Source organism: Allobosea sp. GW821-FHT12C12 (genome assembly GCF_058807355.1).
In genome coordinates this window covers 17,631-43,678 of record NZ_JBXAQP010000001.1, presented here as the reverse complement: position 1 = coordinate 43,678, position 26,048 = coordinate 17,631, and the positions used below count along the sequence as shown (strand labels likewise).

28 protein-coding genes are annotated in these 26,048 nt (G+C 68.1%); 14 read left to right on the top strand and 14 right to left on the bottom strand.

Going from position 1 to position 26,048, the window contains the following annotated elements; translation table 11 throughout:
* Nucleotides 1–17 precede the first annotated feature (17 nt).
* Together AC1RRW_RS00235 and AC1RRW_RS00230 are read right to left on the bottom strand one after the other, a co-directional pair.
* Nucleotides 18–674, bottom strand: coding sequence for a ribonuclease T2 family protein (locus AC1RRW_RS00235; protein ID WP_492898020.1), 657 nt, complete (start codon nt 672–674; stop codon nt 18–20).
* Between the two features lie 5 nt (nt 675–679).
* Complete coding sequence (locus AC1RRW_RS00230) at nt 680–1,153, bottom strand: hypothetical protein (RefSeq protein WP_492898018.1); 474 nt, start codon at nt 1,151–1,153, stop codon at nt 680–682.
* A gap of 163 nt (nt 1,154–1,316) precedes the next feature.
* Here AC1RRW_RS00230 and AC1RRW_RS00225 point away from each other — a divergent pair, with 163 nt between their 5' ends.
* Nucleotides 1,317–1,946, top strand: coding sequence for a pyridoxamine 5'-phosphate oxidase family protein (locus AC1RRW_RS00225; protein WP_492899012.1), 630 nt, complete (start codon nt 1,317–1,319; stop codon nt 1,944–1,946).
* 10 nt (nt 1,947–1,956) lie between these two features.
* On the opposite strand, the gene AC1RRW_RS00220 is transcribed toward AC1RRW_RS00225, so the two are convergent.
* Nucleotides 1,957–2,451: a hypothetical protein gene (locus AC1RRW_RS00220; protein WP_492898016.1), complete on the bottom strand. Its 495-nt coding sequence runs from the start codon at nt 2,449–2,451 to the stop codon at nt 1,957–1,959.
* Between the two features lie 53 nt (nt 2,452–2,504).
* A complete protein-coding gene (locus AC1RRW_RS00215; RefSeq protein WP_492898014.1) occupies nt 2,505–3,371 on the bottom strand; it encodes a DMT family transporter in 867 nt (288 codons plus the stop codon).
* 178 nt (nt 3,372–3,549) lie between these two features.
* Between AC1RRW_RS00215 and AC1RRW_RS00210 the strand changes: the two genes are divergently transcribed.
* Together AC1RRW_RS00210 and AC1RRW_RS00205 are read left to right on the top strand one after the other, a co-directional pair.
* Nucleotides 3,550–3,984: a hypothetical protein gene (locus AC1RRW_RS00210; protein WP_492898012.1), complete on the top strand. Its 435-nt coding sequence runs from the start codon at nt 3,550–3,552 to the stop codon at nt 3,982–3,984.
* A gap of 84 nt (nt 3,985–4,068) precedes the next feature.
* Complete coding sequence (locus tag AC1RRW_RS00205; RefSeq protein WP_492898010.1) at nt 4,069–4,680, top strand: DedA family protein; 612 nt, start codon at nt 4,069–4,071, stop codon at nt 4,678–4,680.
* Nucleotides 4,681–4,743: 63 nt separating this feature from the next.
* Here the strand turns inward: AC1RRW_RS00205 and AC1RRW_RS00200 are convergent, their stop codons facing one another.
* The 4 genes from AC1RRW_RS00200 to AC1RRW_RS00185 form a co-directional block, all read right to left on the bottom strand.
* Complete coding sequence (locus tag AC1RRW_RS00200; protein WP_492898008.1) at nt 4,744–5,268, bottom strand: winged helix DNA-binding protein; 525 nt, start codon at nt 5,266–5,268, stop codon at nt 4,744–4,746.
* Between the two features lie 88 nt (nt 5,269–5,356).
* Nucleotides 5,357–6,352 (bottom strand): TRAP transporter substrate-binding protein, encoded by a 996-nt coding sequence (locus tag AC1RRW_RS00195; protein WP_492898006.1) that lies wholly within the window; start codon nt 6,350–6,352, stop codon nt 5,357–5,359.
* A gap of 35 nt (nt 6,353–6,387) precedes the next feature.
* The gene (locus AC1RRW_RS00190) at nt 6,388–7,698 is read right to left on the bottom strand and encodes a TRAP transporter large permease (protein ID WP_492898004.1); all 1,311 of its coding nucleotides are present in this window, start codon (nt 7,696–7,698) and stop codon (nt 6,388–6,390) included.
* A 4-nt stretch (nt 7,699–7,702) separates the two neighbouring features.
* Nucleotides 7,703–8,251, bottom strand: coding sequence for a TRAP transporter small permease (locus AC1RRW_RS00185; RefSeq protein ID WP_492898002.1), 549 nt, complete (start codon nt 8,249–8,251; stop codon nt 7,703–7,705).
* Between the two features lie 339 nt (nt 8,252–8,590).
* Here AC1RRW_RS00185 and AC1RRW_RS00180 point away from each other — a divergent pair, with 339 nt between their 5' ends.
* A complete protein-coding gene (locus AC1RRW_RS00180; RefSeq protein ID WP_492898000.1) occupies nt 8,591–12,187 on the top strand; it encodes a hydantoinase B/oxoprolinase family protein in 3,597 nt (1,198 codons plus the stop codon).
* Here AC1RRW_RS00180 and AC1RRW_RS00175 read toward each other — a convergent pair.
* A complete protein-coding gene (locus AC1RRW_RS00175; protein WP_492897998.1) occupies nt 12,150–12,620 on the bottom strand; it encodes a type II toxin-antitoxin system VapC family toxin in 471 nt (156 codons plus the stop codon). The two genes, AC1RRW_RS00180 and AC1RRW_RS00175, sit on opposite strands and share 38 nt — an antisense overlap.
* Nucleotides 12,617–12,862 carry a type II toxin-antitoxin system VapB family antitoxin gene (locus tag AC1RRW_RS00170; protein ID WP_492897996.1) on the bottom strand — a complete coding sequence of 82 codons (246 nt, stop codon included), beginning with the start codon at nt 12,860–12,862 and terminating at the stop codon, nt 12,617–12,619. Before AC1RRW_RS00170 ends, AC1RRW_RS00175 begins: the two co-directional genes overlap by 4 nt.
* A 91-nt stretch (nt 12,863–12,953) precedes the next feature.
* Here AC1RRW_RS00170 and AC1RRW_RS00165 point away from each other — a divergent pair, with 91 nt between their 5' ends.
* Together AC1RRW_RS00165 and AC1RRW_RS00160 are read left to right on the top strand one after the other, a co-directional pair.
* Nucleotides 12,954–13,649 (top strand): SDR family oxidoreductase, encoded by a 696-nt coding sequence (locus AC1RRW_RS00165; RefSeq protein WP_492897994.1) that lies wholly within the window; start codon nt 12,954–12,956, stop codon nt 13,647–13,649.
* A gap of 153 nt (nt 13,650–13,802) precedes the next feature.
* A complete protein-coding gene (locus tag AC1RRW_RS00160; RefSeq protein ID WP_492897992.1) occupies nt 13,803–14,477 on the top strand; it encodes an RraA family protein in 675 nt (224 codons plus the stop codon).
* On the opposite strand, the gene AC1RRW_RS00155 is transcribed toward AC1RRW_RS00160, so the two are convergent.
* Nucleotides 14,462–15,466: an alpha/beta hydrolase gene (locus AC1RRW_RS00155; protein WP_492897990.1), complete on the bottom strand. Its 1,005-nt coding sequence runs from the start codon at nt 15,464–15,466 to the stop codon at nt 14,462–14,464. The two genes, AC1RRW_RS00160 and AC1RRW_RS00155, sit on opposite strands and share 16 nt — an antisense overlap.
* Before the next feature lie 107 nt (nt 15,467–15,573).
* Here AC1RRW_RS00155 and dapB point away from each other — a divergent pair, with 107 nt between their 5' ends.
* From dapB to AC1RRW_RS00130, 5 genes are all read left to right on the top strand, one after another.
* Nucleotides 15,574–16,377: a 4-hydroxy-tetrahydrodipicolinate reductase gene (dapB, locus tag AC1RRW_RS00150; protein WP_492897988.1), complete on the top strand. Its 804-nt coding sequence runs from the start codon at nt 15,574–15,576 to the stop codon at nt 16,375–16,377.
* A gap of 143 nt (nt 16,378–16,520) precedes the next feature.
* Nucleotides 16,521–18,197, top strand: a complete 1,677-nt coding sequence (locus AC1RRW_RS00145; protein ID WP_492897986.1) for a methyl-accepting chemotaxis protein — start codon at nt 16,521–16,523, stop codon at nt 18,195–18,197.
* A 73-nt stretch (nt 18,198–18,270) separates the two neighbouring features.
* The gene (locus AC1RRW_RS00140; protein ID WP_492897984.1) at nt 18,271–19,362 is read left to right on the top strand and encodes an ATP-dependent DNA helicase; all 1,092 of its coding nucleotides are present in this window, start codon (nt 18,271–18,273) and stop codon (nt 19,360–19,362) included.
* An 83-nt stretch (nt 19,363–19,445) separates the two neighbouring features.
* Nucleotides 19,446–19,802 carry a hypothetical protein gene (locus AC1RRW_RS00135; protein ID WP_492897982.1) on the top strand — a complete coding sequence of 119 codons (357 nt, stop codon included), beginning with the start codon at nt 19,446–19,448 and terminating at the stop codon, nt 19,800–19,802.
* Entirely contained in the window at nt 19,792–20,142 is a 351-nt protein-coding gene (locus AC1RRW_RS00130; RefSeq protein WP_492897980.1) for a type II toxin-antitoxin system PemK/MazF family toxin, read from the top strand. The genes AC1RRW_RS00135 and AC1RRW_RS00130 overlap by 11 nt, the downstream gene beginning before the upstream one ends.
* Before the next feature lie 4 nt (nt 20,143–20,146).
* Here AC1RRW_RS00130 and AC1RRW_RS00125 read toward each other — a convergent pair whose 3' ends face one another.
* The gene (locus tag AC1RRW_RS00125) at nt 20,147–20,893 is read right to left on the bottom strand and encodes an anti-sigma factor (RefSeq protein WP_492897978.1); all 747 of its coding nucleotides are present in this window, start codon (nt 20,891–20,893) and stop codon (nt 20,147–20,149) included.
* Nucleotides 20,890–21,375 (bottom strand): sigma-70 family RNA polymerase sigma factor, encoded by a 486-nt coding sequence (locus AC1RRW_RS00120; RefSeq protein ID WP_492897976.1) that lies wholly within the window; start codon nt 21,373–21,375, stop codon nt 20,890–20,892. The genes AC1RRW_RS00125 and AC1RRW_RS00120 overlap by 4 nt, the downstream gene beginning before the upstream one ends.
* A gap of 290 nt (nt 21,376–21,665) precedes the next feature.
* On the opposite strand from AC1RRW_RS00120, the gene AC1RRW_RS00115 reads away from it, so the two are divergent.
* The 3 genes from AC1RRW_RS00115 (at nt 21,666) to AC1RRW_RS00105 (ending at nt 25,380) form a co-directional block, all read left to right on the top strand.
* Entirely contained in the window at nt 21,666–22,460 is a 795-nt protein-coding gene (locus AC1RRW_RS00115; protein ID WP_492897974.1) for a DUF4394 domain-containing protein, read from the top strand.
* Nucleotides 22,461–22,669: 209 nt separating this feature from the next.
* Nucleotides 22,670–24,112 (top strand): DUF1800 domain-containing protein, encoded by a 1,443-nt coding sequence (locus tag AC1RRW_RS00110; RefSeq protein WP_492897972.1) that lies wholly within the window; start codon nt 22,670–22,672, stop codon nt 24,110–24,112.
* Nucleotides 24,113–24,117: 5 nt separating this feature from the next.
* The gene (locus AC1RRW_RS00105) at nt 24,118–25,380 is read left to right on the top strand and encodes a DUF1501 domain-containing protein (protein WP_492897970.1); all 1,263 of its coding nucleotides are present in this window, start codon (nt 24,118–24,120) and stop codon (nt 25,378–25,380) included.
* 39 nt (nt 25,381–25,419) lie between these two features.
* On the opposite strand, the gene leuD is transcribed toward AC1RRW_RS00105, so the two are convergent.
* Entirely contained in the window at nt 25,420–26,022 is a 603-nt protein-coding gene (gene leuD, locus AC1RRW_RS00100) for a 3-isopropylmalate dehydratase small subunit (RefSeq protein WP_492897968.1), read from the bottom strand.
* Between the last annotated feature and the right edge of the window lie 26 nt (nt 26,023–26,048).

Here is a 26,048-nt window from a genome sequence, read left to right as displayed (position 1 = left end):
TGGCTTGCGCGCGGCTGTCAGCGCGGCGCGTTCACCGTGATCCCGCGCGTGCGGCAGCCGGAGCGATCGACCTCCTCGCATGTCCGGAAATTGCGCAGATCCTTGCTGAAGCAGATCCTGACCTCCTGCAGCACGCCGCTCTTGCAGGCGACCGACATCATGTCGGTGCGCAATCCGGGATTGGCGGCGACGAAGGCGCGCTCCAGGTCGATCGCGGTCCAGTTCTGCTCGCGCGTCGGCGAAACCAGGGGCGGCGGGATCACCACCTTCTCGCGGGCGCGGCGGACGTCGGCGAAGTAGTCGCTCGGGCTCGTGCCGGCGCAGGCGCCATGCCTGCGCCATTGGTAACGGGCGAGCCCCTCGCTCGGGAACAGTCCCCTGGCCTGGTCGAGCGCGATGCGCGATGGCGTGCGCCCGGCCGGGCCGCATTCGCTCGGATAGCCGCGCTCGAATTGCGGCCAGAGACCATGGACGACGAAGCCGAGATTCGCGCCCTCGCCGCATTGTTCGCGGTTGCGTTCGCGCCCGCCATCGAGCTCGCAGAAGCCCGGCGACCAGGACAGCGCCAGCACGTAGAAATCGAACTCGCCCGGCATGCCGCCGCGCTGCGCCTGTGCCCCGCCAGCGAAAACCAGCGCCAGCAGCAGCAGGGCGGCGCGCGCGATCGCGATCATGTCGTTCAGGGCCGGGCCATCTTGCAGTCGGGCGCGTAGGTGCGGTGCCGGTCGAGGCCGGAGACGCACCAGTTGACGTTCCAGGTCAGGCCGAACAGGCCGAGCTTCTCGCGCACCGAATAGTCGACGCGATGGATCGTGCCGTCGTTCAGCGCCATGCGCGCGGTGCAGAAGCGGCGCGGGATGAAATCGTCGCCGAGTGGACGGAAGCCGATCGGCCGGACCTGGTCATAGGCCACGGCCTGGAGCGGGCCCCAGAACCTGGCCTCGCGCGAGTTGAACCAACTCGTGATCTCGCCGAGCACGGCAGGGTCCTCGCAGCCCGGCAGGTTGCCATACATCGGGATGATGCGGTTCTCGGCAATGTCGGCCGGGTGGACCTGACGGCGGGTGGCGGCGTCGGCCGGGGCCAGAAGGCCGAGGCAGACCGCGGCGGACGCTGCGGCAAGAGTGGTTCGCAGCAGGGCGCGGCGCATCATGATTGCCTCGGACAGCGGGGACGACGGTCGCGCCACGATGGCGGGCGCGGCTGCGAGGGTCAAGGCGTCGGGAGGGCGCCGCCTCGCCGTGGCGGGGCGCTGTTGCATTTCGGCCCGCCGTTCGTCACGCTGTCGAAAAGGCGAGGGGAGGGCTTCGTTGAGCATCGATTACGACGATCCCGAGGCCCGCATCGCCGATCAGGCCAGCCTCAGGGCCCATATCGGCACGGTGAACCCGCTCGCCGCGCGAAAGGTTCTGCCCGCGCTCGACGGCTTCTGCCGGGATTTCATCGCGCTCTCGCCCTTCCTCGTGTTGGCGAGCGCGGATGGCGACGGCCGTGCCGACGCCAGCCCGCGCGGCGATGCGCCGGGCTTCGTGCGCGTGCTCGACGACAAGACCCTGCTGATCCCGGACCGGCGCGGCAACAACCGGGTCGATTCCTTCGCCAACATCCTGGCGTCGCCCGGCGTCGGGCTGATCTTCATGGTGCCGGGAATCACCGAGACGCTCAGGATCAACGGGCGCGCCCGGGTGACGCGCGACGCGGCCCTGCTCGCGCCCTCGACCTTCCGGGAGCGCGCGCCGGTGACCGGGATCGTGGTCGAGATCGACGCGGTCCATTTCCATTGCGGCAAGGCGCTGATCCGCTCCAGGCTGTGGGATCCGGCGGCCCAGGTCGAGCGCGCGCGGTTCCCGACGCTGGGCCGGATCATCGCCGAGCACACCAAGGCGATCGAGGTCGCCGAATGCGAGGCCAACATGGAAGAGGCCTATCGCTCGCGGCTGTACTGAGCGGGATCGGTCAGGCAGGCCCGCGCGCCCGGCGCCGGCTGTCGAGCGCGCTCCACAGCCCGAAGGCCGCCACCAGCGCGCCACCGAGCATGGTCCAGCGGCTCCGCTTTCGCCGGCTCGCCGCGACGGTGTCATAGGACAGCAGGACGCGCCCATCGACGGCGGCCTCGTAGATGTCCCGCGCGATCGGTTCGATCAGAACGCGCACCGCGCCACGCTTGAGCTCCTCGATCTCCGGGATCAGGTGGCGCGTGGCGGGCGAGACTGTGACGCGGCCCCGATCGGGCAGCTCGACCGCGATGCGCTGGGTGAAATAATTGTCGGGATTCCTGCCGCCCTGTTCGACGAGGACGCGGCGGACATCCAGCGGCGCTTCGAGGGTCAGCACCGTCAGCCTCTCGCGCGCCGGCGGCGCGAGGCCGAAGCCATAGGCGGCGATCACGAGGCCGACCAGGCCCACGCCCGACCACCACAGGAGATCGGCTTGCGGAGATGCTTGCGCCATGGCGCAGTGTCCGATGCGCGTCGCCGCGGCGCAACGGCCATCCGCCCCGCGGGTCAGGTCGCGGCAGCCCGCCGTTCCATGACGATCAGCGCCAGCCCCGCCGCGACGATCAGGCCCGCGCCGGCCAGCATCCGCGGCGTCGGCCAGTCGCCGAAGACGAGCCAGCCGAAGATCAGCGCCCAGACGATCAGCGTGTACTGATAGGGCACGACGACGGAGGCCTCGGCCAGCTTGAGCGAGCGCGTGACGCAGAGATGCGCCATCATGGCGACGATGCCGAGCAGACCGAGCAGCCAGGCGTCGAGCAGCGTCGGCGTCACCCAGCCGAACGGGATCAGGGCCGCGCCCAGCAGCAGCGTCCCGAAGGTCTGCCAGCCGACCAGGGTGACGTCCGGCGTGCCGCGCAGCGACCGTCCCGCGATCATCAGAACGGCGAAGAGCACGCTGCCGAGCAGCGCGATCAGCGCCGGCATCGACAGGCTCGCTCCGCTCGGCGCCAGCATCACCACCACGCCGACGAAGCCGGCCAGCACTGCGAGCCAGCGGCCGGTCGAGACTTTTTCGCGCAGGATCAGCGCCGCCAGAACGACCACCCAGACCGGGGCGGCCATCCACAGCGTCATCGTGTCGGCGAGCGGCAGATAGACCACGGCAAGATAGAACAGTCCGGATTCGACCGAGCCGAGCAGCGCCCGCAGCACCTGCAGGCCCGGCCGCTCGGGCTTCAGCGTCCGCATCACACCCTGGCGCAGGATGAAAGGCGCGAGCACGGCGAGCGCGGCCGCGCTGCGGATCAGCAGCAACTGGCCGACGGTATAGGTCGCGACCAGCCATTTCCCCATCACGTCGTTAAGCGAGAAGAGAAGGATGCCGAGCAGCATCATGGCGATGCCGGCGAGGGTGGCGTTGCGGGCGGGCATGGGCGGGGGGCTGGAATGTTCGGCCGAGGTTCTGCCGCAGAGCGCGCGCGAACGCAATCTTTCGCTGCATCACGAAGCCGCAGTCGCCGCCCCTTGAACCTCCTGTAGCTAGAGTTCCTACCTTCAGAGCGACCGGCTCGCATTGCGGCGAGGACGCGACAGTTCGACGGAGAGCATCATGAACCATCTTCCTCTGCAGCGGCGGCGGTCGACATCGGCTTTGGGCTGGAGCAGCGTCGCGCAAGGCGGCGGAAGGATCTTGGGCCGGGTGTCGGGGTTGCTCTGGGTCTTCGTGCTGATGTCGATGGTGGCCTGGTCGCTGATTGCCTGGTTCGCGTACTGGTTGACCGATCCCGTCTTTACATGGCTGACCTCCGGTCTGCCGGCGCTGGTCGATGGCGGTCGCGGCGCAATCGAGAACTACGGCGGCAAATCCTTGGGCGAAGCGCTCAAGACGCTGGATATGGGCGGGCTCGCCGGTCAGGCGGTCGCGCTGCTCAAGCCGATCGCCAAGCCGGCGATCGTCGTCATCTGGGCGTTGGGCATGGTCGCTCTGGCCGTGCTTCCGATGCTGATGTCCGTGGTGCGGCGGCTGTTCGGCTCTCGCCGATGAGTTCTGCCGGGGTCCGCCGTCGATAATCCCCGCCGGTCTCCTTCGCCCGAAATTCTATCTATCCAGTCCCTGGAGAACGATACGATGGACCCATCGGATATTCTGCCAATCCTGCTGGGTTATGGGCTGCCGGGCGTATTCGTCATGGCCCTGCTGGAAAAATTCGCCCCGATCGTTCCGTCCTATCTCATGCTGATCCTGTTTGGCACCGCCGCTTCCGGAGAGACCGAATTCAGCGCCTTTCTCGCCATCACCGTGGCGGGTTCCTTCACGGCGACCGCGGCCTGGTACGCGATCGGCCGGGTACTGGGCGAGCGACATGTGCAGGCTGGCGTCGCGAGATACGGGCAATACGTCTTCTTCAGCCTCGATACCTACGCCCAACTTGCCGGAAGCTATCGCAGGAACAGCTTCGCGGTCACGCTGATCGGCCAGACCATTCCGGTCGCGCGGATATTCCTGGCTCTGCCGGCGGGCGTGCTCGCCATCCCGACCGCAACGTTCCTGATCGCGGCGGCCATTGGCATCGGTCTCTACAACTTCGTCTTTCTGGCGGTCGGCTTCGCGCTGCGGGATACGGCGAGCGATCCGGTCGAGGTCGGGCTGTGGGTCTCGCTCGTTCTCATCCTTGTCGAGGGGGCGGTCGTCTACGGCCTGCGCTGGTATCGTCGCATATCGGAGACCAGACGATGCTGACTTTACCGATCCGCAACCGGGTTTGCGCGGCCATGGGCATGGGTTTGAGTGGCGGCAGCGCCGCTACAGGCTCGCGGCGGCCCTCGCCGCCTGGTCGTATTGCCCCGAGAGCGAGCGCATCGCGGCGGCGATCCGCGAGAGGCCGGCCGGGTCGAGGCCCGTTCCCAGCACCGGCCTGACCAGAAGCTGCTCGCGGATCTGGGCGTAGCGCAGGCAGGCGTCCTCGCCCCCTTGCGTCACCGCCACGGTCTTCTCCTTGCCCTTGCGTCCGGCCTTGATCAGCTTCAGCCGATCGAGCTTCTTGAGCGAATAGTTCACCAGATGCGTGTCCTCGATGTTGAGGACGAGGCAGATGTCGGCGAGGCGCTTGGGCTTGCCGCGGTGGTTGACGTTGTGCAGGACCAGCACGTCGAGCGGGGACAGGTCGGGCAGCCCGGCGGCGGCCATGGCGCGCACCGTCCAGCGCTGGAAGGCGTGGACGGTCATGCTCAGCGCGAACTCGAACTCCGACAGCGCCGGCATCGCGCCCGAGGCGAGATGGCCGGAGGAGACGATCGGGCCGAGGTCGGTGGGGATCGCGGGAGGCATCTGTCCTTGCCGGTAATGGCGCGGGGGACCCCTCTCCTGTCATGAGAGGGGTCCCATCGTTTTGTCTCAATGACGCGAGACTATCGCCTCACATCTTCCTGTACGCGTCGACGATCGCCTGGCCCTCGGCGCCGGCCTTCTTCAGCCAGTCGGCGGTCAGGGTCTCGCCGGCCTTCTGGAAGCCCGCCTTCAGCGCCGGCGAGGGGGCCTGCACTTTCAGGCCCTTGGCCTTGAGCTGGTCGAGATACCAGTTGGTCTTGTCTTCCCAGGCCTTCCAGCCGCGCGCCTCGGCGGTGGCGGCGGATTTCAGGATGGCCTCCCTGGTCGGGGCGTCGAGCGCCTCGAAAGCCGCCTTGTTGACGAAGGTCGCGTTCTTCGGGATCCAGGCCTGCACGTCGTAGAAATGCGTCAGGGTTTCCCAGACCTTCGAATCGTAGCCGGTGCCGCCCGACGACATGAAGGAGTTGACCACGCCGGTCGCCAGCGCCTGCGGCAGTTCGGCGGCCTGGATCGTCACGGACTGCATGCCGAGCAACTCGCCGAGCCGGGCCGTGCCGACATTGTAGGAGCGCCATTTCAGCCCCTTCATGTCCTCGATCGTGGCGAGTTCCTTCTTGGTGTAGACGCCCTGCGGCGCCCAAGGCACCATGAACAGCAGCTTGATGCCCTGGCTGTCGAGCTTCTTCTCCACCGCCGCCCTGGAGGCCTTGTAGAGCTTCATCGAGTCGGCGAACGAGGTCGCCAGGAACGGCACCACGTCGATGCCGTAGACCGGGTCCTCGTTCTCGTGGATCGAGATCAGCACCTCGCCCATCTGGGCCTGTCCGGTCTGGACGGCGCGCTTGATCTCGGGGGCCTTGAACAGCGAGGCGCCGGGATGGACCGTGATCGAGAGCTTGCCTCCGGTCGCGGCCTCGACGTCCTTGGCGAAGGCGACGAGGTTCTCGCTGTGGGGATTGTCGATCGGATAGGCCGCCGGCAGGTTCCATTTCACCTGGGCGAAGGCGGCCGGCGCGCTGAGCGCGAGCGTGCCGGCGGCGACGCCGACGGCGAGCAGGCCCTTGATGACATCGAGACGCTTCATGGTGTGACTCCGTTCCCTTGTTGTCGATCGAACATTCACTGCGGCGGAAAGGCCATCTGCGGCAGCACCATCACGATCTGCGGGAAGATCGTAATGATCGCGACGGCCGCGACCAGCAGAAAAAAGAACGGCAGGGCGGCGAGCGCGACCGTGTTGGAGTCCTTGCCGGACATGGTCTGCAAGACGAAGAGGTTGAAGCCGACCGGCGGCGAGACCTCGGCCATCTCGACGATCAGAACCAGGAAGATGCCGAACCAGACGAGGTCGAAGCCGGCGGTCTTGATCATCGGGATGACGATCGCGGTCGTCAGCACGATCATCGAGATGCCGTCGAGCGCGGTGCCGAGGATGATGTACATCACGGTCAGCGCCGCGATCAGCGCATAGGGCGAGAGCTGGAGACTGTCGACCCAGGCGGCGAGCGCCAGCGGGATGCCGGTATAGGCCATCGAGGTCGACATGAAGGAGGCGCCGGCGAGGATCAGCATGATCATGCAGGTGATCCGGGTCGTGCCCATCACGCTCTGCCAGAACGCGTCGCGGGTCAGCGTGCCCGACCACCAGGCGATGCCGAAGGAGCCGAGCACGCCCCAGGCGGCGCATTCGGTCGCCGTCGCCCAGCCCAGCAGCAGCGACAGGAAGACCAGCGCGATCAGCAGCATGCAGGGAATGAGCTGCGCCGACTCCGAGAGCCTCTCGCGCCAGCTCATCGCCGGCTCGGCCGGCGGGGCCTTGTCGGGATTGAGCATGTGCCAGAGCGAGATGTAGCCGGAATAGAGCGCCATCACGAGCAGGCCGGGCAGGAAGCCGGCGAGGAAGATCTGGATGATCGAGACGTTGGCCGCGACCGCATAGACCACCATGGTGATCGAGGGCGGGATCAGGATGCCGAGCGTGCCGGCACCGGCGAGCGAGCCGAGCGCGAGCTTCTCGTCATAGCCGCGCTTCTTCAGTTCGGGCAGGGCGATCTTGGCGACGGTGGCGCAGGTCGCGGCCGACGAGCCCGAGACCGAGCCGAAAATGCCGCAGGCGAGCACGTTGACATGCATCAGGCGGCCTGGAAGCCAGTTCAGCCAGGGCGCGAGGCCGCGGAACATCTCCTCGGAGAGTTTCGTGCGGTAGAGGATCTCGCCCATCCAGATGAAGAGCGGCAGCGCGGCCAGCGTCCAGGAGGCGCTGTTGCCCCAGATCGTGGTCGCGAGCACCGAGCCCGCCGGAATGCCGCCGGCGACGAACTGCATCGCCACCCAGCCGCAGGCCATCAGCGAGATCGCGATCCAGACGCCGCCGGCGAGGAAGACGATCAGCAGCAGGAGCAGAAGCCCCGAAATCTCGATCATCGCCATCGGATCAGACCCCGCTCGCCATGGCGCGCTCGACGATCTCCTCGTCGGACTGGGCCGGCGGCTTCTCGTAGCCCGGAGGCCGGCCGCGCAGCACGACCTGCACGAACTCGTCGACGAAGGCGATGAACAGGATGACGAGCCCGCCGGAATAGCCCAGTTGCGGGATCCACATCGGCATCGCCACGACGCCGCCGGCGATGTCGTTGAACTGGTAGCTCTGCCAGGTCATCACCGTGGCGTGCCAGGCGAAGAAGCCGACGAAGCCGAGGCCGAGGATCAGCGAGAAGACCTCGAAGCACCAGCGCGCGCGGCCCTGGAAGCGGTCGATCAGCAGCCCGACCCGGATCATGTCGCCGGATTTGAAGGTGTGGGCGAGGCCCAGGAACGCCATCGCCGCCATGCACCAGGAGGCGAAATCGTCGCCGGCCGGGATGTTGAAGCCGATCTCGCGGCCGAGCGACAGGCTCATCATCAGCAGGAAGATGATGATCAGGAACAGGCCCGCGGCATAGCCGGCGAAGAGATAGAGGGCGTCGAGCGCGCGGCGGATCATGGCCCTTTTCTCCCTCCCCGCGCTTGCGGTGGGGAAGGCAGGGGGGAGAGTCGCCAGGCTTCGGCGTCGAACCTCGCCCTGCACGCCCCCCCATCCCTAACCCTTCCCCACCGCGAGCGGGGGGAAGGGGACAGGGCGCGCCAAGCGCCGCCGATTGCCAGGATTGGTCCCGTCATCTCCGGTCTCCTCCCTTGCAACCGGCCCGGCCCCTCAGCCATGTTCCGGTCACGATCGCGATCCTAGCCGCCGAAATCGTCTTGTCAACTTTTCATCGACGATTTATCGATGAAGTGTCGGTGGGCGCTCGGCCCGCCTGTTCGGCGCGGCGGGGAGCTTCACATGACGACGGGTCGCTGGGACTTCTGGATCGATCGCGGCGGCACCTTCACCGACGTGATCGGGCGCGATCCGGCTGGCAAGCTCCATGCCAGAAAGCTGCTGTCTGAGAATCCCGGCGCCTATCGCGACGCCGCCGTGCAGGGCATCCGCGACCATCTCGGTCTGACAGCCGGCGATCCGATCCCGGCCGGGCTCGTCGACGAGGTCCGGATGGGCACGACGGTCGCGACCAACGCGCTGCTGGAGCGCAAGGGCGACCGCACGCTGCTGGTCACGACCCGGGGATTCCGCGACGCGCTGCGCATCGGCTATCAGGCCCGGCCCGACATCTTCGCCAAGGAGATCGTCAAGCCCGAGCAGCTCTACGAGGCTGTGGTCGAGGTCGACGAGCGCGTGCTGGCCGATGGCGCGGTCGAGCGCGCGCCGGACGAGGCCGCGATCCGGGCCGACCTGCAGGCGCAATTCGAGGCCGGCCTCCGCGCGGTCGCGATCGTGTTCATGCACGCCTATCGCTACCCCGCCCATGAGCAGGTCGCGGCCCGCATCGCCCGCGAGATCGGTTTCCCGCAGGTCTCGGTCAGCCACGAGGTCTCTGCCCTGATCAAGCTGGTCGGGCGCGGCGACACCACCGTGGTCGACGCCTATCTCTCGCCGATCCTCGGACGCTATGTCGCGCAGGTCTCCGAGGAGCTCGACATCGCCCGCACTGGCGCCCGCCTGATGTTCATGATGTCCTCGGGCGGCCTCACCGCCGCCGAGTTGTTCCAGGGCAAGGACGCGATCCTGTCCGGCCCGGCCGGCGGCGTCGTCGGCCTGGCCGAGACCGGCCGCTCTGCCGGCTTCGACAAGGTCATCGGCTTCGACATGGGAGGCACCTCGACCGACGTCGCCCATTTCGACGGCGAGTACGAGCGCGCCTTCGAGACCGAGGTCGCAGGCGTGCGCATGCGCGCTCCGATGATGCTGATCCATACGGTCGCGGCCGGCGGCGGCTCGATCCTGCATTACGACGGGGCGCGCTTCCGCGTCGGGCCCGATTCCGCCGGGGCCAATCCGGGACCGGCCGCCTATCGTCGCGGCGGGCCGCTCGCGGTCACCGACGCCAACGTCATGGTCGGCAAGCTGATCCCGGCCTATTTCCCGCCGATCTTCGGCGAGACCCGCGACCGGCCGCTCGATGTCGAGACGGTGCGCGGGAAATTCGCCGCGCTCGCTGCCGAAGTCGGCGACGGGCGTTCGGCGGAGGAGGTCGCCGACGGCTTCATCCAGATCGCGGTCGCCAACATGGCCGAGGCGATCAAGAAGATCTCGGTCCAGCGCGGCTACGACATCACGCGCTATGCGCTGAACTCCTTCGGCGGCGCCGGCGGGCAGCATGCCTGCCTCGTGGCCGATGCGCTCGGCATCAAGACCGTGCTGCTGCACCCGTTCTCCGGTCTGCTCTCGGCCTATGGCATGGGGCTGGCCGAAATCCGCTCGACGCGCACGGCGGCGCTCGACGCCCCGCTGGACGACGGCGTGCAGGCTGCGATCGCGGGCGTGGCCGACAAGCTCGCGACCGAGACCCGCGCCGAGCTGACCGGGCAGGGCGTGCCCTCCGCCGAGATCGCGATCCTGACCCGCGCCCATATCCGTTATGCCGGCACCGACACCGCGATCGCGGTCGCGGCCGGCGAGGAGGCCGCGATGCGGGAGGCCTTCCAGTCGGCGCACAAGGCGCGTTTCGGCTTCATGGACGAAAGCAAGGCGCTGGTCGTCGAGGCGGTCGAGGTCGAGGCGATCGGCGGCGGGGCCAAGTTCGAGGAGGCTTCATCGGCCGAAATCGCCGGCGAGCCGAAGGTGGCCGAGCGCACGCGCCTGTTTTCCAAGGGGCAGTGGCATGAGGCGGCGGTGGTGCGGCGCGAGGCGATCTCGCCCGGCCAGCAGGTCTCGGGCCCGGCGATCATCATCGAGCCGAACCAGACCGTCGTGGTCGAGGAGGGCTGGTCGGCGAGGCTGACGGCGAAGGACCATCTCGTGCTCGTCCGCGCCAAGGCGCTGCTCCAGAACGCCGCGATCGGCACGAAGGCCGATCCGGTGATGCTGGAGATCTTCAACAACCTTTTCATGTCGATCGCCGAGCAGATGGGCGTGACGCTGCAGAACACCGCCTATTCGGTGAACATCAAGGAGCGGCTCGACTTCTCCTGCGCCGTATTCGACCAGAGCGCCGCGCTGGTGGCGAACGCGCCGCACATGCCGGTGCATCTCGGCTCGATGGACCGCTCGGTCGAGACCGTCATCGCCAACAACCCGGTCGTCAGGCCGGGGGACGTCTACTGCCTGAATGCGCCTTACAACGGCGGCACGCATCTGCCCGACATCACCGTCTGCACGCCGGTCTTCGACGCGCAGGACAAGCACATCCTGTTCTGGGTCGCCAGCCGCGGCCACCACGCCGATGTCGGCGGCACGGCGCCCGGCTCGATGTCGCCGCTGGCGACCGTGATCGAGGAGGAAGGCGTCTATATCGACAACTTCAAGATCGTCGATCGGGGCCGTTTCCGCGAGGAGGAACTCGTCGCACTGCTCAGGGGCGCGCGCTATCCCGTCCGCAACGTCGTGCAGAACGTCAACGACCTCAAGGCGCAGATCGCCGCCAACGAGAAGGGCGTCGCCGAGCTGCGCAAGATGATCGCATCCTTCGGGCTCGACGTGGTGCAGGCCTATATGGGCCATGTCCAGGACAACGCCGCCGAGAGCGTGGCGCGGCTGCTGACGCGCCTGCACGACGCCGAGTTCACCTATCCGATGGACCAGGGCTGCGCGATCAAGGTGAAGATCACGATCGACCGCGACAGACGCGAGGCCACCGTCGACTTCACCGGAACCTCGGAGCAGCGCGGCGACAATTTCAACGCGCCCGCCCCTGTGACGCGGGCGGCCGTGCTCTACGTCTTCCGCGTCATGGTCGACGATGCGATCCCGATGAACGCCGGCTGCCTGCGCCCGATCAAAATCATCGTGCCGGAAGGCTCGATGTTGTCGCCGCGCTACCCGGCCGCCGTCGTCGCCGGCAATGTCGAGGTCTCGCAGGCGGTGACGAACACGCTGTTCGGGGCGCTGGAGGCGATGTCGGCCTCGCAGGGCACGATGAACAACCTGACCTTCGGCAACGACCAGTACCAGTACTACGAGACGATCTGCTCGGGCTCGCCGGCCGGGCCGGGCTTCCACGGCACGTCGGGCGTGCATGTCCACATGACGAACTCCCGCCTGACCGACCCGGAAATCCTGGAGACGCGCTTTCCGGTGGTGCTGGAGGATTTCCACATCCGGCCGGGATCGGGCGGGCGCGGCGAATGGAACGCCGGCGACGGCACCTCGCGCACCATCCGCTTCCTGAAGACGATGGATTGCGCCATCCTCGCCTCGCATCGAAAAGTCCGGCCCTTCGGCGTCAGGGGCGGCGAGCCGGGACAGCTCGGCAAGACGACGGTGCGCCGGCTCTCGGGCGCGGTCGAGGAATTGAAGCCGAGCGACCAGACCCTGCTGCAGGCCGGCGAGGCCGTGACGGTGATCACGCCGACGGCCGGGGGCTATGGCAAGGCGAGGTGATACGGACGCAAGCCAAGTCGGTCCATACGAAGTCGTTGCCCTTATAGAGCAGCACTGCGTCGTGTTCCTTCGCGCAGGCATAAGCGAAGCAATCGCCAAAATTCAGTTTGGCGGGGCTGCCGACCGCCAAGCCGTATCGCTTGGCGGCTTCAATGGCGGTCCGTCCTATCTCGGGTGTGATCGTGATCTCGCGAGCACCGATATTGATGATGAACTCGCGAACCGTCACGGAAGCGCTCTCAATGAGGTGAGCGTCCAGAGGCTGCTTGGTGGCACTGGCCTTCTTCGCCGCAAGGCCGAGAACAGACTCGTAGAGACCTGTGGACGAAACGAGGAACGGTGGGCCGACGGCCGTCATCCTCGCCAGGATCGATGGGCCGTCATCCTCGCGGCCAAGTATCGCGATGACAGCCGACGCATCGAGATAGATCACATGTGACCCCACATCTCGTCGCTGAAAGCTTTCATATCGAAATCGTGGCCGCCTTGACCCATGGCGTCTGCGAGCGCCATGCTGGGTGCGATCCGCTCCTCAAGCGACCGGGCCGCCTCGACCCGGCCGATCTCCTGTTCCAATGCCCGGCGCACGACCTCGGTCTTCGTCGCCGTTCCCGTCAACTGCTGGAGCCGGGTCGCCAGTGCATCGACCCGGTCATCACGGATGTAGAGCGGCATGTCTGGCCTCCTCACGCATATTCAGCTAGCCTGATCTGAATATTCCCGCAAGCGCCTGACCATTCTCAAGGCCGCCTTGGAGCGTCTTCTCATGCCCCAGACCTGGATGATCACCGGCGCCAATCGCGGCATCGGGCTGGCGCTGACGATCGAGCTGTTGCGGCGCGGCGACCATGTCGTGGCGGCGGCGCGCAATCCCTGGGGTGGGGCGCTGGCGGAACTCGCCGCGGAGCATGGTGGCGCGCTGACGCCGCTCGAACTCGACGTCACTTCCGACGAGAGCGTCGCGGCGGCCAAGGCCGGGCTCGACGGCAAGCCGCTCGACGTTCTGCTCAACAATGCCGGTGTGCTCGGCGTGCGCGGGGATGCCAGCGCTCTCGCGATGGATTTCGAGATGTGGCGCGAGGTCTTCGAGGTCAACGTCTACGCGCCGCTCAGGGTGGCGCAGGCCTTCCTGCCGAATGTCGAGGCCGGCAAGGGCCGCAAGATCGCGACGATCTCGAGCCGCATGGGCTCGATCGGCGCCAACCCCTCCGGCTCGCTGGCCTATCGCTCCTCGAAGGCCGCGGTGAACATGACCATGGTCGTGTTCGGCAACGCCGTGCGCGAACGCGGCATCGCCTCGCTGCTGTTCCATCCCGGCTGGGTCCGCACCGACATGGGAGGGAGCGGGGCCGACATCGCGCCGCATGAGAGCGCGGCGGGGCTGATCGCGACGATCGACGCCTCGGGGATGGCGCAGGGCAACAGCTTCCGGACCTGGAACGGCGAGGCGATCGCCTGGTAGGGCCGTCCGCGGGTCGCGCCGGAAACCTCGCGGACGAGCCGCATGGCAGGCACTGGACCGCCGCCGCCGATCGCGCGCATGCTGGGCGGCAACGGCGCCCGCAAGCGACGACGCTTGGAAGATGGCGGTCGAAACCGGATGAGCGAGGAAACCATGTCCAGTCAAGCCGAACCGCTCGATCTCGCGCTTCTGGCGACGAAGCTCTATTCGGCCGTGCTGTCGGATGTGCTGGATCAGCTCGGGTTTCCCGACCAGGCGCTGAAACCCTTCGTCCGGCCGCTCGACGATGCGTCGATCCTGTGCGGCCATGCCCGCACCGGGCTCTACATGAAGCGCTACCACTGTCCGGAGGGACACAACCCATACGCGCTCGAAATGGACCTGATCGACAGCCTGAAGCCGGGCGAGATCGCCGTGCTAGGCTGCGACGGTCCGACCGACCGGATCGCGCCCTGGGGCGAGCTCCTGACCACGGCTACGATGGCGCGCGGCGCCGCCGGCTGCCTGACCGACGGGCTCGTGCGCGACGTGCGGCGCATCCGCGAGCTGAAGTTTCCGCTGTTCCATGGCGGCATCGGCCCTCTCGACACGAAGGGGCGCGCCGAGATGATGGCGATGGACGAACCGATCGAGATCGCCGGGGCCCGCGTCGAGCCCGGCGATTTCGTCTTCGGCGATGTCGACGGCGTCGTGATCGTTCCGGCGCGCCTGGCCAAGGAGGTCGTGGCGCTGGCGCTCGCCAAGATCGAGGCCGAGGATTCGACCCGCGACGAATTGCTGGCGGGCGCGAGCCTGCGCTCGGTGTTCGAGCGTCACGGCGTGCTGTAGCGCGCCAGGCCGGCGAGGAAGCGGTCGAGGCGGTCCAGCGCCTCCCGGCCGGCGGGATCGTCGAGGCCGAACTGGTATTCGTGCTGCAGCGGCGGCGTCCGGTCCTGTGGAAAGAACAGCCGGTCGACGGGCACGCCGCGCGCCGTCAGCGCCTCTGCCAGGACGAGCGATTGCGGCGCCAGCGGGTCGGCGTTGCCGACCGTGATGAAGCTCGGCGGAAACGCCTCCGTGACGTGGCGGTCGATGGCGAACTGGACGAATTTCCGGCTGTTGGCCTCGTCGTCGGCGCCGAAATAGGCCCAGCGCGCGGTCCGCAGCACGAAGCCCGAGAACCCGCCGGCTTCCAGCGCGGTCGCGTCGTAGACGCCGCAGAACAGCGCCACGCCCTTGATCGCGGAGGCCGGGACGGCCGGGCGGAGGCCGAGCGCGCCGGCATAACCCGGCGCGGTCAGCGCTGTCGCGAGCTGGGCCGCGATCTGCGCACCGGCCGAATCGCCCGCGAGCACGAAGCCGCCTTGGCCAAGCCCGAGCCGCTGCCGGTGCTCCGTCAGGAAGCCCAAGGCCGCATTGGCCATCATGACGGGCTCGGGATAGCGGGCGCCCGGGGCCAGGCCATAGCCGACGCCGACGACCGTATAGCCGCGTCCGGCCAGGATACGGAGATAGGGCGCGACATCCTCCTTCGCGCCGGCGACGAAGGCTCCGCCATGGACCCACACGATGGTCGGGCGCGGCGGACCCGGCGGCGGCGCGGCGGGCCGGTAGATGTCAAGCCTGGCCCGCGGATCGGCGGCATAGGCGATGTCGCGCTCCGCGCCGACGCCTTCGGGCAGATGCCGCCCCAGCGCCGCGTTGCGGGTCTTGGCGTCCTGCGCGAAGGCGAGGCGGACCAGCCAGACCGACGGCCAGGGCGACAGCGCGACGACCGCGTAGCCGGCCAGCGCCAGGCTGAACAGGATGAGGAAGATACGGGTCGCGCGGGCGCTCATAGGGTGAGGCTATGCCGCGGCGCGCCGGGGGGCAAACGGTTCGCGCGCTGGCGTCGGCCGTGCGGCCGGCCTATCACTGCCGCCGCATCGCGTTCGAGGAGCCCAACATGATCCGAATCACGCTCGCCGGCTGCACCGGATGGGTCGGCAAGGCGCTCGTCGCCGCGATTCAGGCCGCGCCCGATCTCGAGCTCGTCGCCGGCATCTCGCGCAAGGCGGCGGGGCGCGATCTCGGCGAGGCGGCGGGCCTGCCCGCCAACGGCCTGCCGGTGTTTCCGACCATGGCGGAGGCGCTGTTCGTGCGGTCGGACGTCGTCATCGACTACACCAAGCCCGACAGCGTGAAGGGCAACGTGCTGGCCGCGATCTCGGGCGGGCGGCATGTCGTCGTCGGCGCGTCGGGCATGACGGGCGAGGACTATGCCGAGATCGACGTGGCGGCGCAGGCGGCCGGCGTCGGCGTGCTGGCGGCCGGCAATTTCTCGATCACCGCGACGCTGCTGCGTCGCTTCGCCCGCGAGGCGGTGCGATATGTCCCCGACGTCGAGATCATCGACTACGCCTCGGCGGCCAAGCCCGACACGCCGTCCGGCACCGGCCGCGAACTCGGCGAGACCCTTGCGGGCGAGCGGATGGCCGCGACCTCCAAGCCCGTCGCCGAACTCGGCGGCGTGCGCGAGACGCGCGGCGGGGCGATCGGGGCGCCCCATCCGGTGCAGGTGCATTCGCTGCGGATGCCGGGCTTCGTCCTGTCCTGCGAGGCGGTGTTCGGCCTGCCGGACGAGCGGCTGGTGATCCGTCACGACGCCGGCGGTTCGGCCGCTCCTTACGTCGGCGGCACGTTGCTGGCGGCGCGGCATGTGTCCGATCAGACCGGGCTGAGACGCGGTCTGGATAGCTTGATGGGCTGAACGCAGCAGTCGGAACGCTGCGGCAGGATCGATCTGTATTCGGCTAACATATTGATTTGGATCATTTTTATTCTGTCGCGTTAACTTGGCGTTGTCTCGCATCTGCGAAACCGCGGCTGCTTGCGAAACCAGCGACGGCGACGATGCGCAGACCCGGCCTGACCTTGAAGATCACCCTTCTTTTCGCCCTGCTCGGCCTGGCCGCCGGGCTGGGGCTGTATAGCGCGGTGAAGGGCCTCGATTCGGTCCGGGAGATCGACCGGGAAGCGTTCGCGACGCTCGATCTCGCCAGCCGCGCGACGCTGCTGTCGAACCGCGTCGCGCAGGCCTCGCTGCTCAGCCGCTTCGACGACAGGGTCGATCTGCGGCAGGTCGAACAGGCGCTGGACGAACTCGACGGCGCCGTCGAGTTGGTCGATGCGGCCCGCGCCAACCTGATCTCGTCGCTGCCGCGCGACCTGCGCGAGGCCAACCCGACGCTCGATCCGAGCATCAGGACCTTCATCGCCTTCCAGCGCGACATCGTCGATATCGGACGCCGCGTCTCGGCCAAGGCGGCTCTGCTCGAAGCCGGCGCGGATGCGGCGCGCGTCAATGTCCGCCAGATCGTCAGGACCACCACCGTCATGCGCGACACGCTCGACCGCCGGGCGGCGCTCAGCACGGCGCGCGCGACGGAGCTCGCCGGTCAGGTCCGGCTCCGCTCGATCCTGATCGCGCTTGTCCTGCCGCTCGCCGGCGGGGCGTTGGCGGTCGTTCTGCTGCGCCGGAACCTGACCCGGCCGCTGCGCGAGCTGATGGCGGCGATCGACCGGGCCAGCTCGTCCAGCGTGGTCATCACGGTGCCGCACCAGGCACGCGGCGACGAGATCGGGCAGCTCGCCCGCACCGTCAGGAGCCTGAGCGAGGTCCGGGCCACGCTCGTCACCCGCGAGGCGGAGGCCGGCCTCGCCGCCCAGCATCAGCAGGCCCGGACCCGCGAATTATCGCGGATCGCCGACGAGTTCGACCGGCGCATCGGCGTTCTGCTCGGCGAGATCGCGACGGCGAGCGAGGTGCTGCGCCGCGCGCTGCAGGATTCGGCCGTCCGCGCCCAGCAGGTCTCGCAAAGCGCCGCGACGGCGGCCGCCGCGGTCGGCGGCGCCGCGCAGGGGGCCAATCGCAGCGCCGACGCCTCGCTGCGGCTGGAGCAGGTGATCGGTCAGATCAACGCCGAGGTGCGCCGCGCCTCCGTTATGGCGACGGCCGCGACGCAGAAGGCGGCCGGCACGAGCGACCTCGTCGCCCGCCTGACCGAGAACGCCGGCCAGATCCGTGACGTCGTCGGCATCATCGAGGCGATCGCGCGGCAGACCAACCTGCTCGCGCTCAACGCCACGATCGAGGCGGCGCGGGCCGGCGCGCATGGCCGCAGCTTCGCCGTCGTCGCCAATGAGGTCAAGGCACTGGCCGGGCAGACGGCGGAGGCGACGGCGCGGATCGTGGCGCGGATCGCCACCGTCGACGAGGCTTTGTCCCACGCCGCCGAGGCGATCCCCGCCATCGCCACCAGCCTCACCGCGCTGGAGCAGACCAGCACAGGGATATCGACGATGGTCGGCTCGCATGCCGAGCAACTCGGCTCGCTCGGCGACACCGTTTCGCGGATTTCGGACGTGATCGGCACGGCCGGCGCGGCGATGACGGAGATCGCGAGCGCCAATGCGCAGGCCGTCAGCCAGGCCGGCATGGGGGCTACCAGTGCGCTCGACCTCGACCAGCGCATCTCGGCCCTGCAGAGCGAAGCGGAGGAGTTCACGCGCCGCCTGCGGGCGGCCTGAGCGCCGCGAGGGCTTGCAAGGCCGGCGCGACTCGGCCCCATTGCGGCATGCATTTCCCGATCGTCCGCATCCGATGAACTGGTCGCCGCAACAGGATGCCGCGCTCGGCGAAGTCGCGCGCTGGCTGCAGGCTGGCCAGCCCCAGCTGTTCCGTCTGTTCGGCTATGCCGGCACCGGCAAGACCACGCTGGCGCGCCATATCGCCGAGGCCGTCGACGGCGACGTGGTCTTCGCCGCCTTCACCGGCAAGGCGGCGCTCGTGCTGCGCAACAAGGGCTGCGCGGGCGCGCAGACGATCCATTCGCTGATCTACCGCTCGCGCGGGGTCGACGAGGAAAGCCCGGTCTTCTCGCTCAACCGCGACAGCCTCGCGGCCAAGGCAAAGCTGGTCATCATCGACGAGTGCTCGATGGTCGACGAGGAACTCGGCAAGGACCTGCTCTCCTTCGGCACGCCGGTTCTGGTGCTGGGCGACCCGGCGCAACTGCCGCCGGTCAAGGGCGGCGGCTATTTCACCGAGGCCGAGCCCGACATCATGCTGACCGAGGTGCATCGCCAGGCGGCCGACAATCCGATCGTGCGGATGTCGATGATCGTGCGCGAGGGCGGGCGGCTGGATGTCGGGGAGTACGGCCGGAGCCGCGTCATCCGCCGCGCCGAGGTCAATCCCGAGATCGTGCTCGGTTGCGACCAGGTGCTGGTCGGCATGAACAAGACGCGGCGCAACTACAACGCCCGCATCCGCCAGCTGATGGGCCGGACCGAGACCGTCCCCGTGGCGGGCGAAAAACTGGTCTGCCTGCGCAACGACAAGAGCAAGGGCCTGCTCAATGGCGGCTCATGGATCGTGCAGGAGCTGAAGACCTCGAAGAAGGGCCTCGTCACCATGCGCGTGACGCCGGAGGACGAAACGGGCGGAAAGCCGGTCAAGGTCTCGGTGCTGCCGAACTTCTTCGACGGGACCGAGGACGAGGTCGCCTGGGAGCTGCGCCGCCACACCGACGAGTTCACCTTCGGCTACGCGCTGACGGTGCACAAGGCGCAGGGCTCGCAATGGGACGACATCGTCCTGTTCAACGAGGATTTCGCCTTCCGCGAGCACCGGGCGCGATGGCTCTACACCGGGCTGACGCGGGCGGCTGAGGCGATCACGGTGGTGGTTTAAAGGGGGTGGGTGTATAGCCCTCTTGCATATTTTTAATGGAGTGGGCTATACACCCCTCCCACTGACTATTGCAGGAGGGCGCCATGGCGCAAATGATTGTCAGCGATCACACGATCTGGCTGAAGCATATTGAAAACGACCGTATTGTCGGCAAACTTGCTGGCCTTCAGCCAAACGCGCCGATTTCTTTGAGGATCGACGGTAAGCCCGTTCTATTCCGAAAGATGCGAGATGGGGGGGATGGCAGGCCCACCCTCGGCATCCGACCCGATGAGGCGTTCAAGGACTACTGGAACAGCGTGTATCGTGAACGACGCGGCGAAGCTGTCGAGATCGAACTCGACGAGAAGCCGCTGACGGATCCCTATCTGGCTGCGGTATCTGAACTAATGACGGAATGGTCCAGCAAGGAAGATGCGGAAGCTTATGATGACCTCTGACGATCTGGAACTAGATCGTTGGGATGTCGTCGTTGCACCGTTTCCCTTCACGGACATCGCATACGGAAAAAAACGGCCAGTCCTCATTCTATCGAATGCGGCTTTCAACAGAGATCATCGCCATGTTGTCACGGCGATGATCACCACTGGAGCGCAAAGTCGCTGGCTTACTGATCACGTTATCGTCGATCTCGCGCCCACAGGTCTGAAACATGCGTCTGTCGTGCGCTGGAAAATCGTTACTTTACCGCTCGATATCATACCGAAAAAGATCGGTTCGCTAAGCCAGGAAGACCGCGGCTTACTTGCAGTCAGGATGGCCGGATTTCTCCTCGGATGATCCTCTACAACGCCTGCGAGGTCGTTCCCTTCGCCACGATCGGCCCCGTCGGACGCCCCGTGGGCGAACCGGTCGCGGGTTCGAGCGTGATCTCGAAGAGCTGATCCCTGCCCAGCGGCAGCCGGTCGAGCCTGAGCGGCGTCGTGCGGGCGCGGTCGATCAGCCCGACCGAGCGCGGGCCGACCGCGCGGTCCCACAGCGTCCAGATCTCCAGCGCCATCCCCGGCGGAACCGCGATGTTCTGCAGGGGCACCATCTCGACCCTGCCGTCGCGAAAGGTGTTGACGACGGCCGCCGCGATGCTGGCCTCGGTCAGCAGCACCGCGACCATGACCGGCTGGCGCCTGGCCTTGTCGAGCGCGCCGATGAGGCCGATGGCGAGCACGATCGCGGCGAGCGCGCCGGCCAGAGCCGCGCCGCGCCAGACGAACAGGCTGTTCCACCAGTCGGCGAGGCGGCTGCCGGCGGAGGGCGCGCCCGCCATGGGGCGCGCCTCCGTCCGCGCCGTCATGCCGAGATCGGCCTCGATCCGCGGCCACAGGCCGGGCGGCGGCGCGATCGGCCTGACGGCGGCGTCGATCGGATGGAGGTGGACGCGCCAGCGCTCGACGGAATCCGCCAGGGCGCGGTCGCTTTCGAGCCGGCGCGCGAAGGCGACGAGATCGGCGCCCTCGATCAGCCCCAGCACATATTCGCCCGCGAGCGCGTCGCGCTCGGGCGGGCTCGGGATCGCGTCGGCCGAGGGGCTCATCCGAGGCACTCCTTCAGCGAGATCAGCGAACGCCTGATCCAGGATTTGACGGTGCCGATCGGCATGCTCAGCTTCCCGGCGATCTCGCCATGGGTCAGGCCCTGGACGAAGGCGAGCAGCACGATGCCGCGCCGCCGCGGGGGCAGCGTCTCCAGGCAGGCGCGCAGGGCCTTGGCGTCGGAGAGCTTCGACATGACCGTCTCTGGATCGTCCTCTTCGCTCGCCGTCTCCTCGGCGACAGGGTCTTCGCTCGTCTCGGCCCGCTTCTCGTCCCGCAGGATCGAGAGCGAGCGGTTGCGCAGGATCGCGTAGATCCAGGTCAGGCCGCCGCCGCGCTCGGGATCGAAGCGCGCCGCATGCCGCCAGATCAGCACGAAGGCGTCCTGCACGGCCTCCTCGGCCAGCGCCCGACGCTTCAGCAAACGCTGAGCGACTCCAAGCATACGCGCCGACTCGACGTCATAGATGCGCTTGAGCGCCAATTTATCGCCGGATGCGCAAGCCTTGAGCGCGGATTCGATCTCTCTGGCCTTGTTTAAAGGCTGGGCCTTGTCCGACGACGCGGCGTCGCTCGCCATCCTCACGTCTCCCTCGCTGGCGCGGCTCCCTCGCGGGCGTCACGCCAGCCTGTTGTTACACGCCCGCGCCCTGTTCGGATGCCGGCGAATTTTTTTATTTTTCGAGCGCATCCGCAACCGGCGGCCGGCGTTATCCCTCACATCGCTGCAGCGGATACCCGTCACTGACCCCAGGATCATAAGGATCATCCGTCATGAACCGGACCACCCGCCACGCCCTCCTCGCCACGACGCTCATCTGCGCGGCCGCGAGCGCGTCCCATTCCGCCCAGGCCGGCACGCTCGCCGCGCTGTCTGGCGACAACACCCTGACCATGATCGACACGGCCACGCTGAAGGCCGGCAAGTCGATGAAGGTCTCCGGCATCACCGGCAAGATCGCCGGCATCGACGTCCGTCCCGCCGACGGCGCGCTCTACGCGCTCTCCGCCGACGGCACGATCTACACCGTCGACAAGGACGGCAAGGCGACGATGAAGTCCAAGATGGACACGGTGCTCGACGCCAAGGCCATGGCCACGGTCGACTTCAATCCCGCCGCCGACCGGCTGCGCGTGATCGGCTCAGACGGCACCAACCTCCGCGTCAATGTCGACGACGGCAAGACCACCGTCGACGGCAAGCTGAAATTCGCTGAGGCCGACATGTACAAGGGCGAAACGCCGATGATCGTGGCGGGCGCCTACACCAACTCGGTCAAGGGCGCGAAGGAGACCGCGCTCTACGACATCGACGCCAAGATCGGCGGGCTGATCAAGCAGGCTCCGCCGAACGACGGCGTGCTCGGCGCGGTCGGCAAGCTCGGCGTCATGCCGAAGGCTGTCGCCTTCGACATCGAGACCGACGCATCGGGCGGCAACACCGGCTGGCTCCTCGCCGACGGCGCGCTGCACAAGGTCGATCTCGCCACCGGCAAGGCCTCGATGGTCGGAAAGGTTACCGGGCTGAGCGCGCCTGTGCGTGATGTCGCGGCGCTTCCGGCGATGTGACGCCCGCGAAGACCTGACCGATCGTTCGGGAGCGCCGCCGTCTCGCAAGAGGCGGCGGCGCTTTTCATTTCGTCGCCTTTTAGCTGCCTGCTGCGTAAACGATCCTGAAGACATCGCGATTTGACGGTGTTCGGTTCGGGTTTTCGCCATAGTTGCGCGGGCACACTGTCGGCGTCCGATCTGAATCGATCGCAATCGGAGACCAGCGCATGGCGTCCGACCCAAGAGCCGGCGGCATCGGCCTGCAGCGTTTCGGCCTGGGCTACAGGGCCGGCCAGCCCGACGATCTGCGCGCTCGCGCCCGCGATATCCTGCTTGCCGAGATCGCGGCAGGCCCGCCGGCGCTCGTCGGCACGACCTATTCCGGCGCGGCCGAGATCGGCGCCGCGCTCTACGCCTTCGAGGACGAAGAAAGGATCGCGCGCGAGGCGCGCCGCGTCGCCGGGCAGGGAACGCCCGCCCCCGGCACGCAGATCGCAGCCACCCGGGCGAATCCGCAGAACCAGATGGCCCAGCCGGCCGCGCGTCCGAACGAGCCGGCGCTGCCCTACCGGACCTATCGCGACGAGGTCAGGGCGCGCATCGAGCTGGCGCTGCTCCCCGATGGCGGCCTCGCTGAACGGCTGGTGCAGTTCTGGTCGAACCATTTCTGCATCGCGGCGACCAAGAGCAACATGACCCGGATCATGGCCGGGGCCTATGAGCGCGAGGCGATCCGCCCGCATGTCTTCGGCCGCTTCGCAGACATGCTGGTCGCGGCCGAGAGCCATCCGGCGATGCTCGACTTCCTCGACAACCGGCTCTCGATCGGCCCCGGCTCGCCCGCCGGCAAGAGGCGCGGGCGCGGGCTCAACGAGAACCTGGCGCGCGAGATCCTCGAACTGCACACGCTCGGCGTCTCGGGCGGCTATGCGCAGGCCGACGTCACCAATCTGGCGCGGATCATCACGGGCTGGACCGTGGTCGGGCGCGAGGCCGTGCTCGGCTTTCCGGGCTCCTTCGCCTTCAACGCCGGGCTGCACGAGCCGGGCGCGCAGCCGCTCCTGGGCAAGACTTACGGCCAGCCGGGCAAGGAGCAGGGGCTGGCGGCGCTCAACGACCTCGCCAATCATCCGGCGACGGCGCGTTTCATCGCCTTCAAGCTCGTCCGGCATTTCGTCGCGGACGTTCCGCCCCCCAAACTGGTCGATCTGCTGGCCGGGACCTTTCGCAGGACCGAGGGCGATCTCGCCGCCCTCTCGCGGGCGCTGATCGAGTCCGACGAGGCATGGACTGCGGAGCCGACAAAGATCCGCTCGCCGCAGGAGTTCCTGATCGCGGCGTTTCGCGCGCTCGGGCGGAAGCCCGATTTCGGCCAGATCGTGGGGCCGCTGACGGCGATGGGCCAGATGCTCTGGCAGCCCTCGGGGCCGAACGGCTATCCCGACGCCAACGATTCCTGGGCGACGCCCGAGGGGATCAAGACGCGCATCGACGTCGCCGCCGGCTGGGGACGGCAGGCGGCGGGCAGCGCGCCCGATCCGCGCCTGCTGGTCGAGCAGGTTCTCGGCCCGCTGGCTTCGATCGAGACGCGGCAGGCCGTGGCGCGAGCCGAGAGCAAGCCGCAGGCGCTCGCGCTGCTGCTGATGTCGCCCGAGTTCCAGCGGAGGTGAGCGCCATGTCTGATCATGCGACGCCCGATCACGACGACGATTGCGAGGCGATGACGCCGTCGCGCCGGGCGGTGCTCGGGGCGGCCGGCGCGCTCTTCGCCTGGTCCTTCGTGCCGAAATTCGCCTATGCGCAGGCGGGCGCACGCGATCCGCGCTTCCTGCTGGTGGTGCTGCGCGGCGCGCTCGACGGGCTCTCGGCCGTGCCGCCGATCGGCGACCCCGATTATGCGGGGCTTCGCGAGGGCATCGCGCTCGCGAAGGACGGCCCGGACGCGGCGCTGCCGCTCGACGGCTTCTTCTACCTGCATCCGGCGATGCCGAACCTGGCGCGGCTCTATGCGTCGGGCCAAGCCAGCCTCGTTCATGCGGCGGCGACCGGCTATCGCGAGCGCTCGCATTTCGACGGGCAGGACGTGCTGGAAAGCGGGCAAGGCGGCCCCGGCAGGACCGAGAGCGGCTGGCTCAACCGGCTGATCGCCAGATTGCCGCCGGGTGAGACGGTGGCGCGGCGCGGCGTGCTCGGCGTCGGCGTGGTGCCGCCTCTGGTGGTGCGCGGCGAGGCGCCGATCCTGGGCTGGGCGCCGCCGCGCATGGCGCGCGCCGGCTCCGATCTGATGACGCGGCTCGGCGATCTCTACGGCCAGCGCGATCCGGCCTTGGCGCGGGCACTGGCGCAGGCGATCGAGACCGAGGCGATCGCGCAAAGGCGGGGCATGGGCGGCGAGGTCCGTGGCGGGCAGGGGCCCGACTCGGCCGAGGGCATGAAGCGCATCGCCGAGGGCGCGGCCGGGCTCGTGGGAGCCGATGACGGCCCGCGCATCGCGGCGCTCGCCTTCGAGGGCTGGGACACGCACGCCAACGAGGGCGGCGCGCAGGGGCGGCTGGCGCAACTGCTCGGTGGGCTCGATGGCGCGTTGGCGGCCTTCGAGCAGGGGCTGAAGCCTGTCTGGAAGGACACGGTGGTGATGGTGGTGACGGAGTTCGGCCGCACCGCGAAGGTCAATGGCACGGTCGGCACCGACCACGGCACCGGCACGGTCGCCTTCCTCGTCGGCGGCGCGGTCAAGGGCGGGCGGATGATCGCCGACTGGCCGGGACTGAAACCCGAGCAGCTCTACGAGAAGCGCGACCTCAAGCCGACGACCGACATCCGCGCGGTGGCGAAGGGCGTGGTCTCGGAGCTGTTCGGGCTTTCGGGGCCGGTGCTGGCCGAGCGGGTGTTTCCGGGGACGGAGGGGCTTGGGCCGATGCAGGGATTGGTGGGGTAGAGCTTTTCCCTTCTCCCCCGAGGGGAGAAGGAAGAAAGCTCAAGCCCACTCCCGCTGCGCCAGCTTCGCCTCGAAGGCCTCGATCTTGCCGGCCTTCTCCATGGTCAGGCCGATGTCGTCGAGGCCGTTGATCAGGCAGTGCTTGCGGAACGGGTCGATCTCGAAGGCGACCTTGCCGCCATCGGGGCCGGTGATCTCCTGCTTCGCGAGATCGACCGTCAGAGTCGCGTTGGAGCCGCGGTCGGCGTCGTCGAAGAGTTTCTCGAGGTCTTCCGGCGACACGACGATCGGCAGGATGCCGTTCTTGAAGCAGTTGTTGTAGAAGATATCGGCGAACGAGGTCGAGATCACGCAGCGTATGCCGAAATCGAGCAGCGCCCAGGGGGCGTGCTCGCGCGAGGAACCGCAGCCGAAATTGTCGCCGGCGACCAGGATCTCGGACTTGCGATAGGCCGGCTGGTTCAGCACGAAATCGGGGTTCTCGGAACCGTCGTCCCTGTAGCGCATCTCCGAGAACAGCGCGGCGCCGAGCCCGGTGCGCTTGATCGTCTTGAGGTACTGCTTGGGGATGATCATGTCGGTGTCGACATTGATCACCTTCAGCGGCGCGGGGGTGGAGGTCAGGGTGGTGAAGGGCTGCATGGAGGCAATTCCGATCGTGCTTGCGT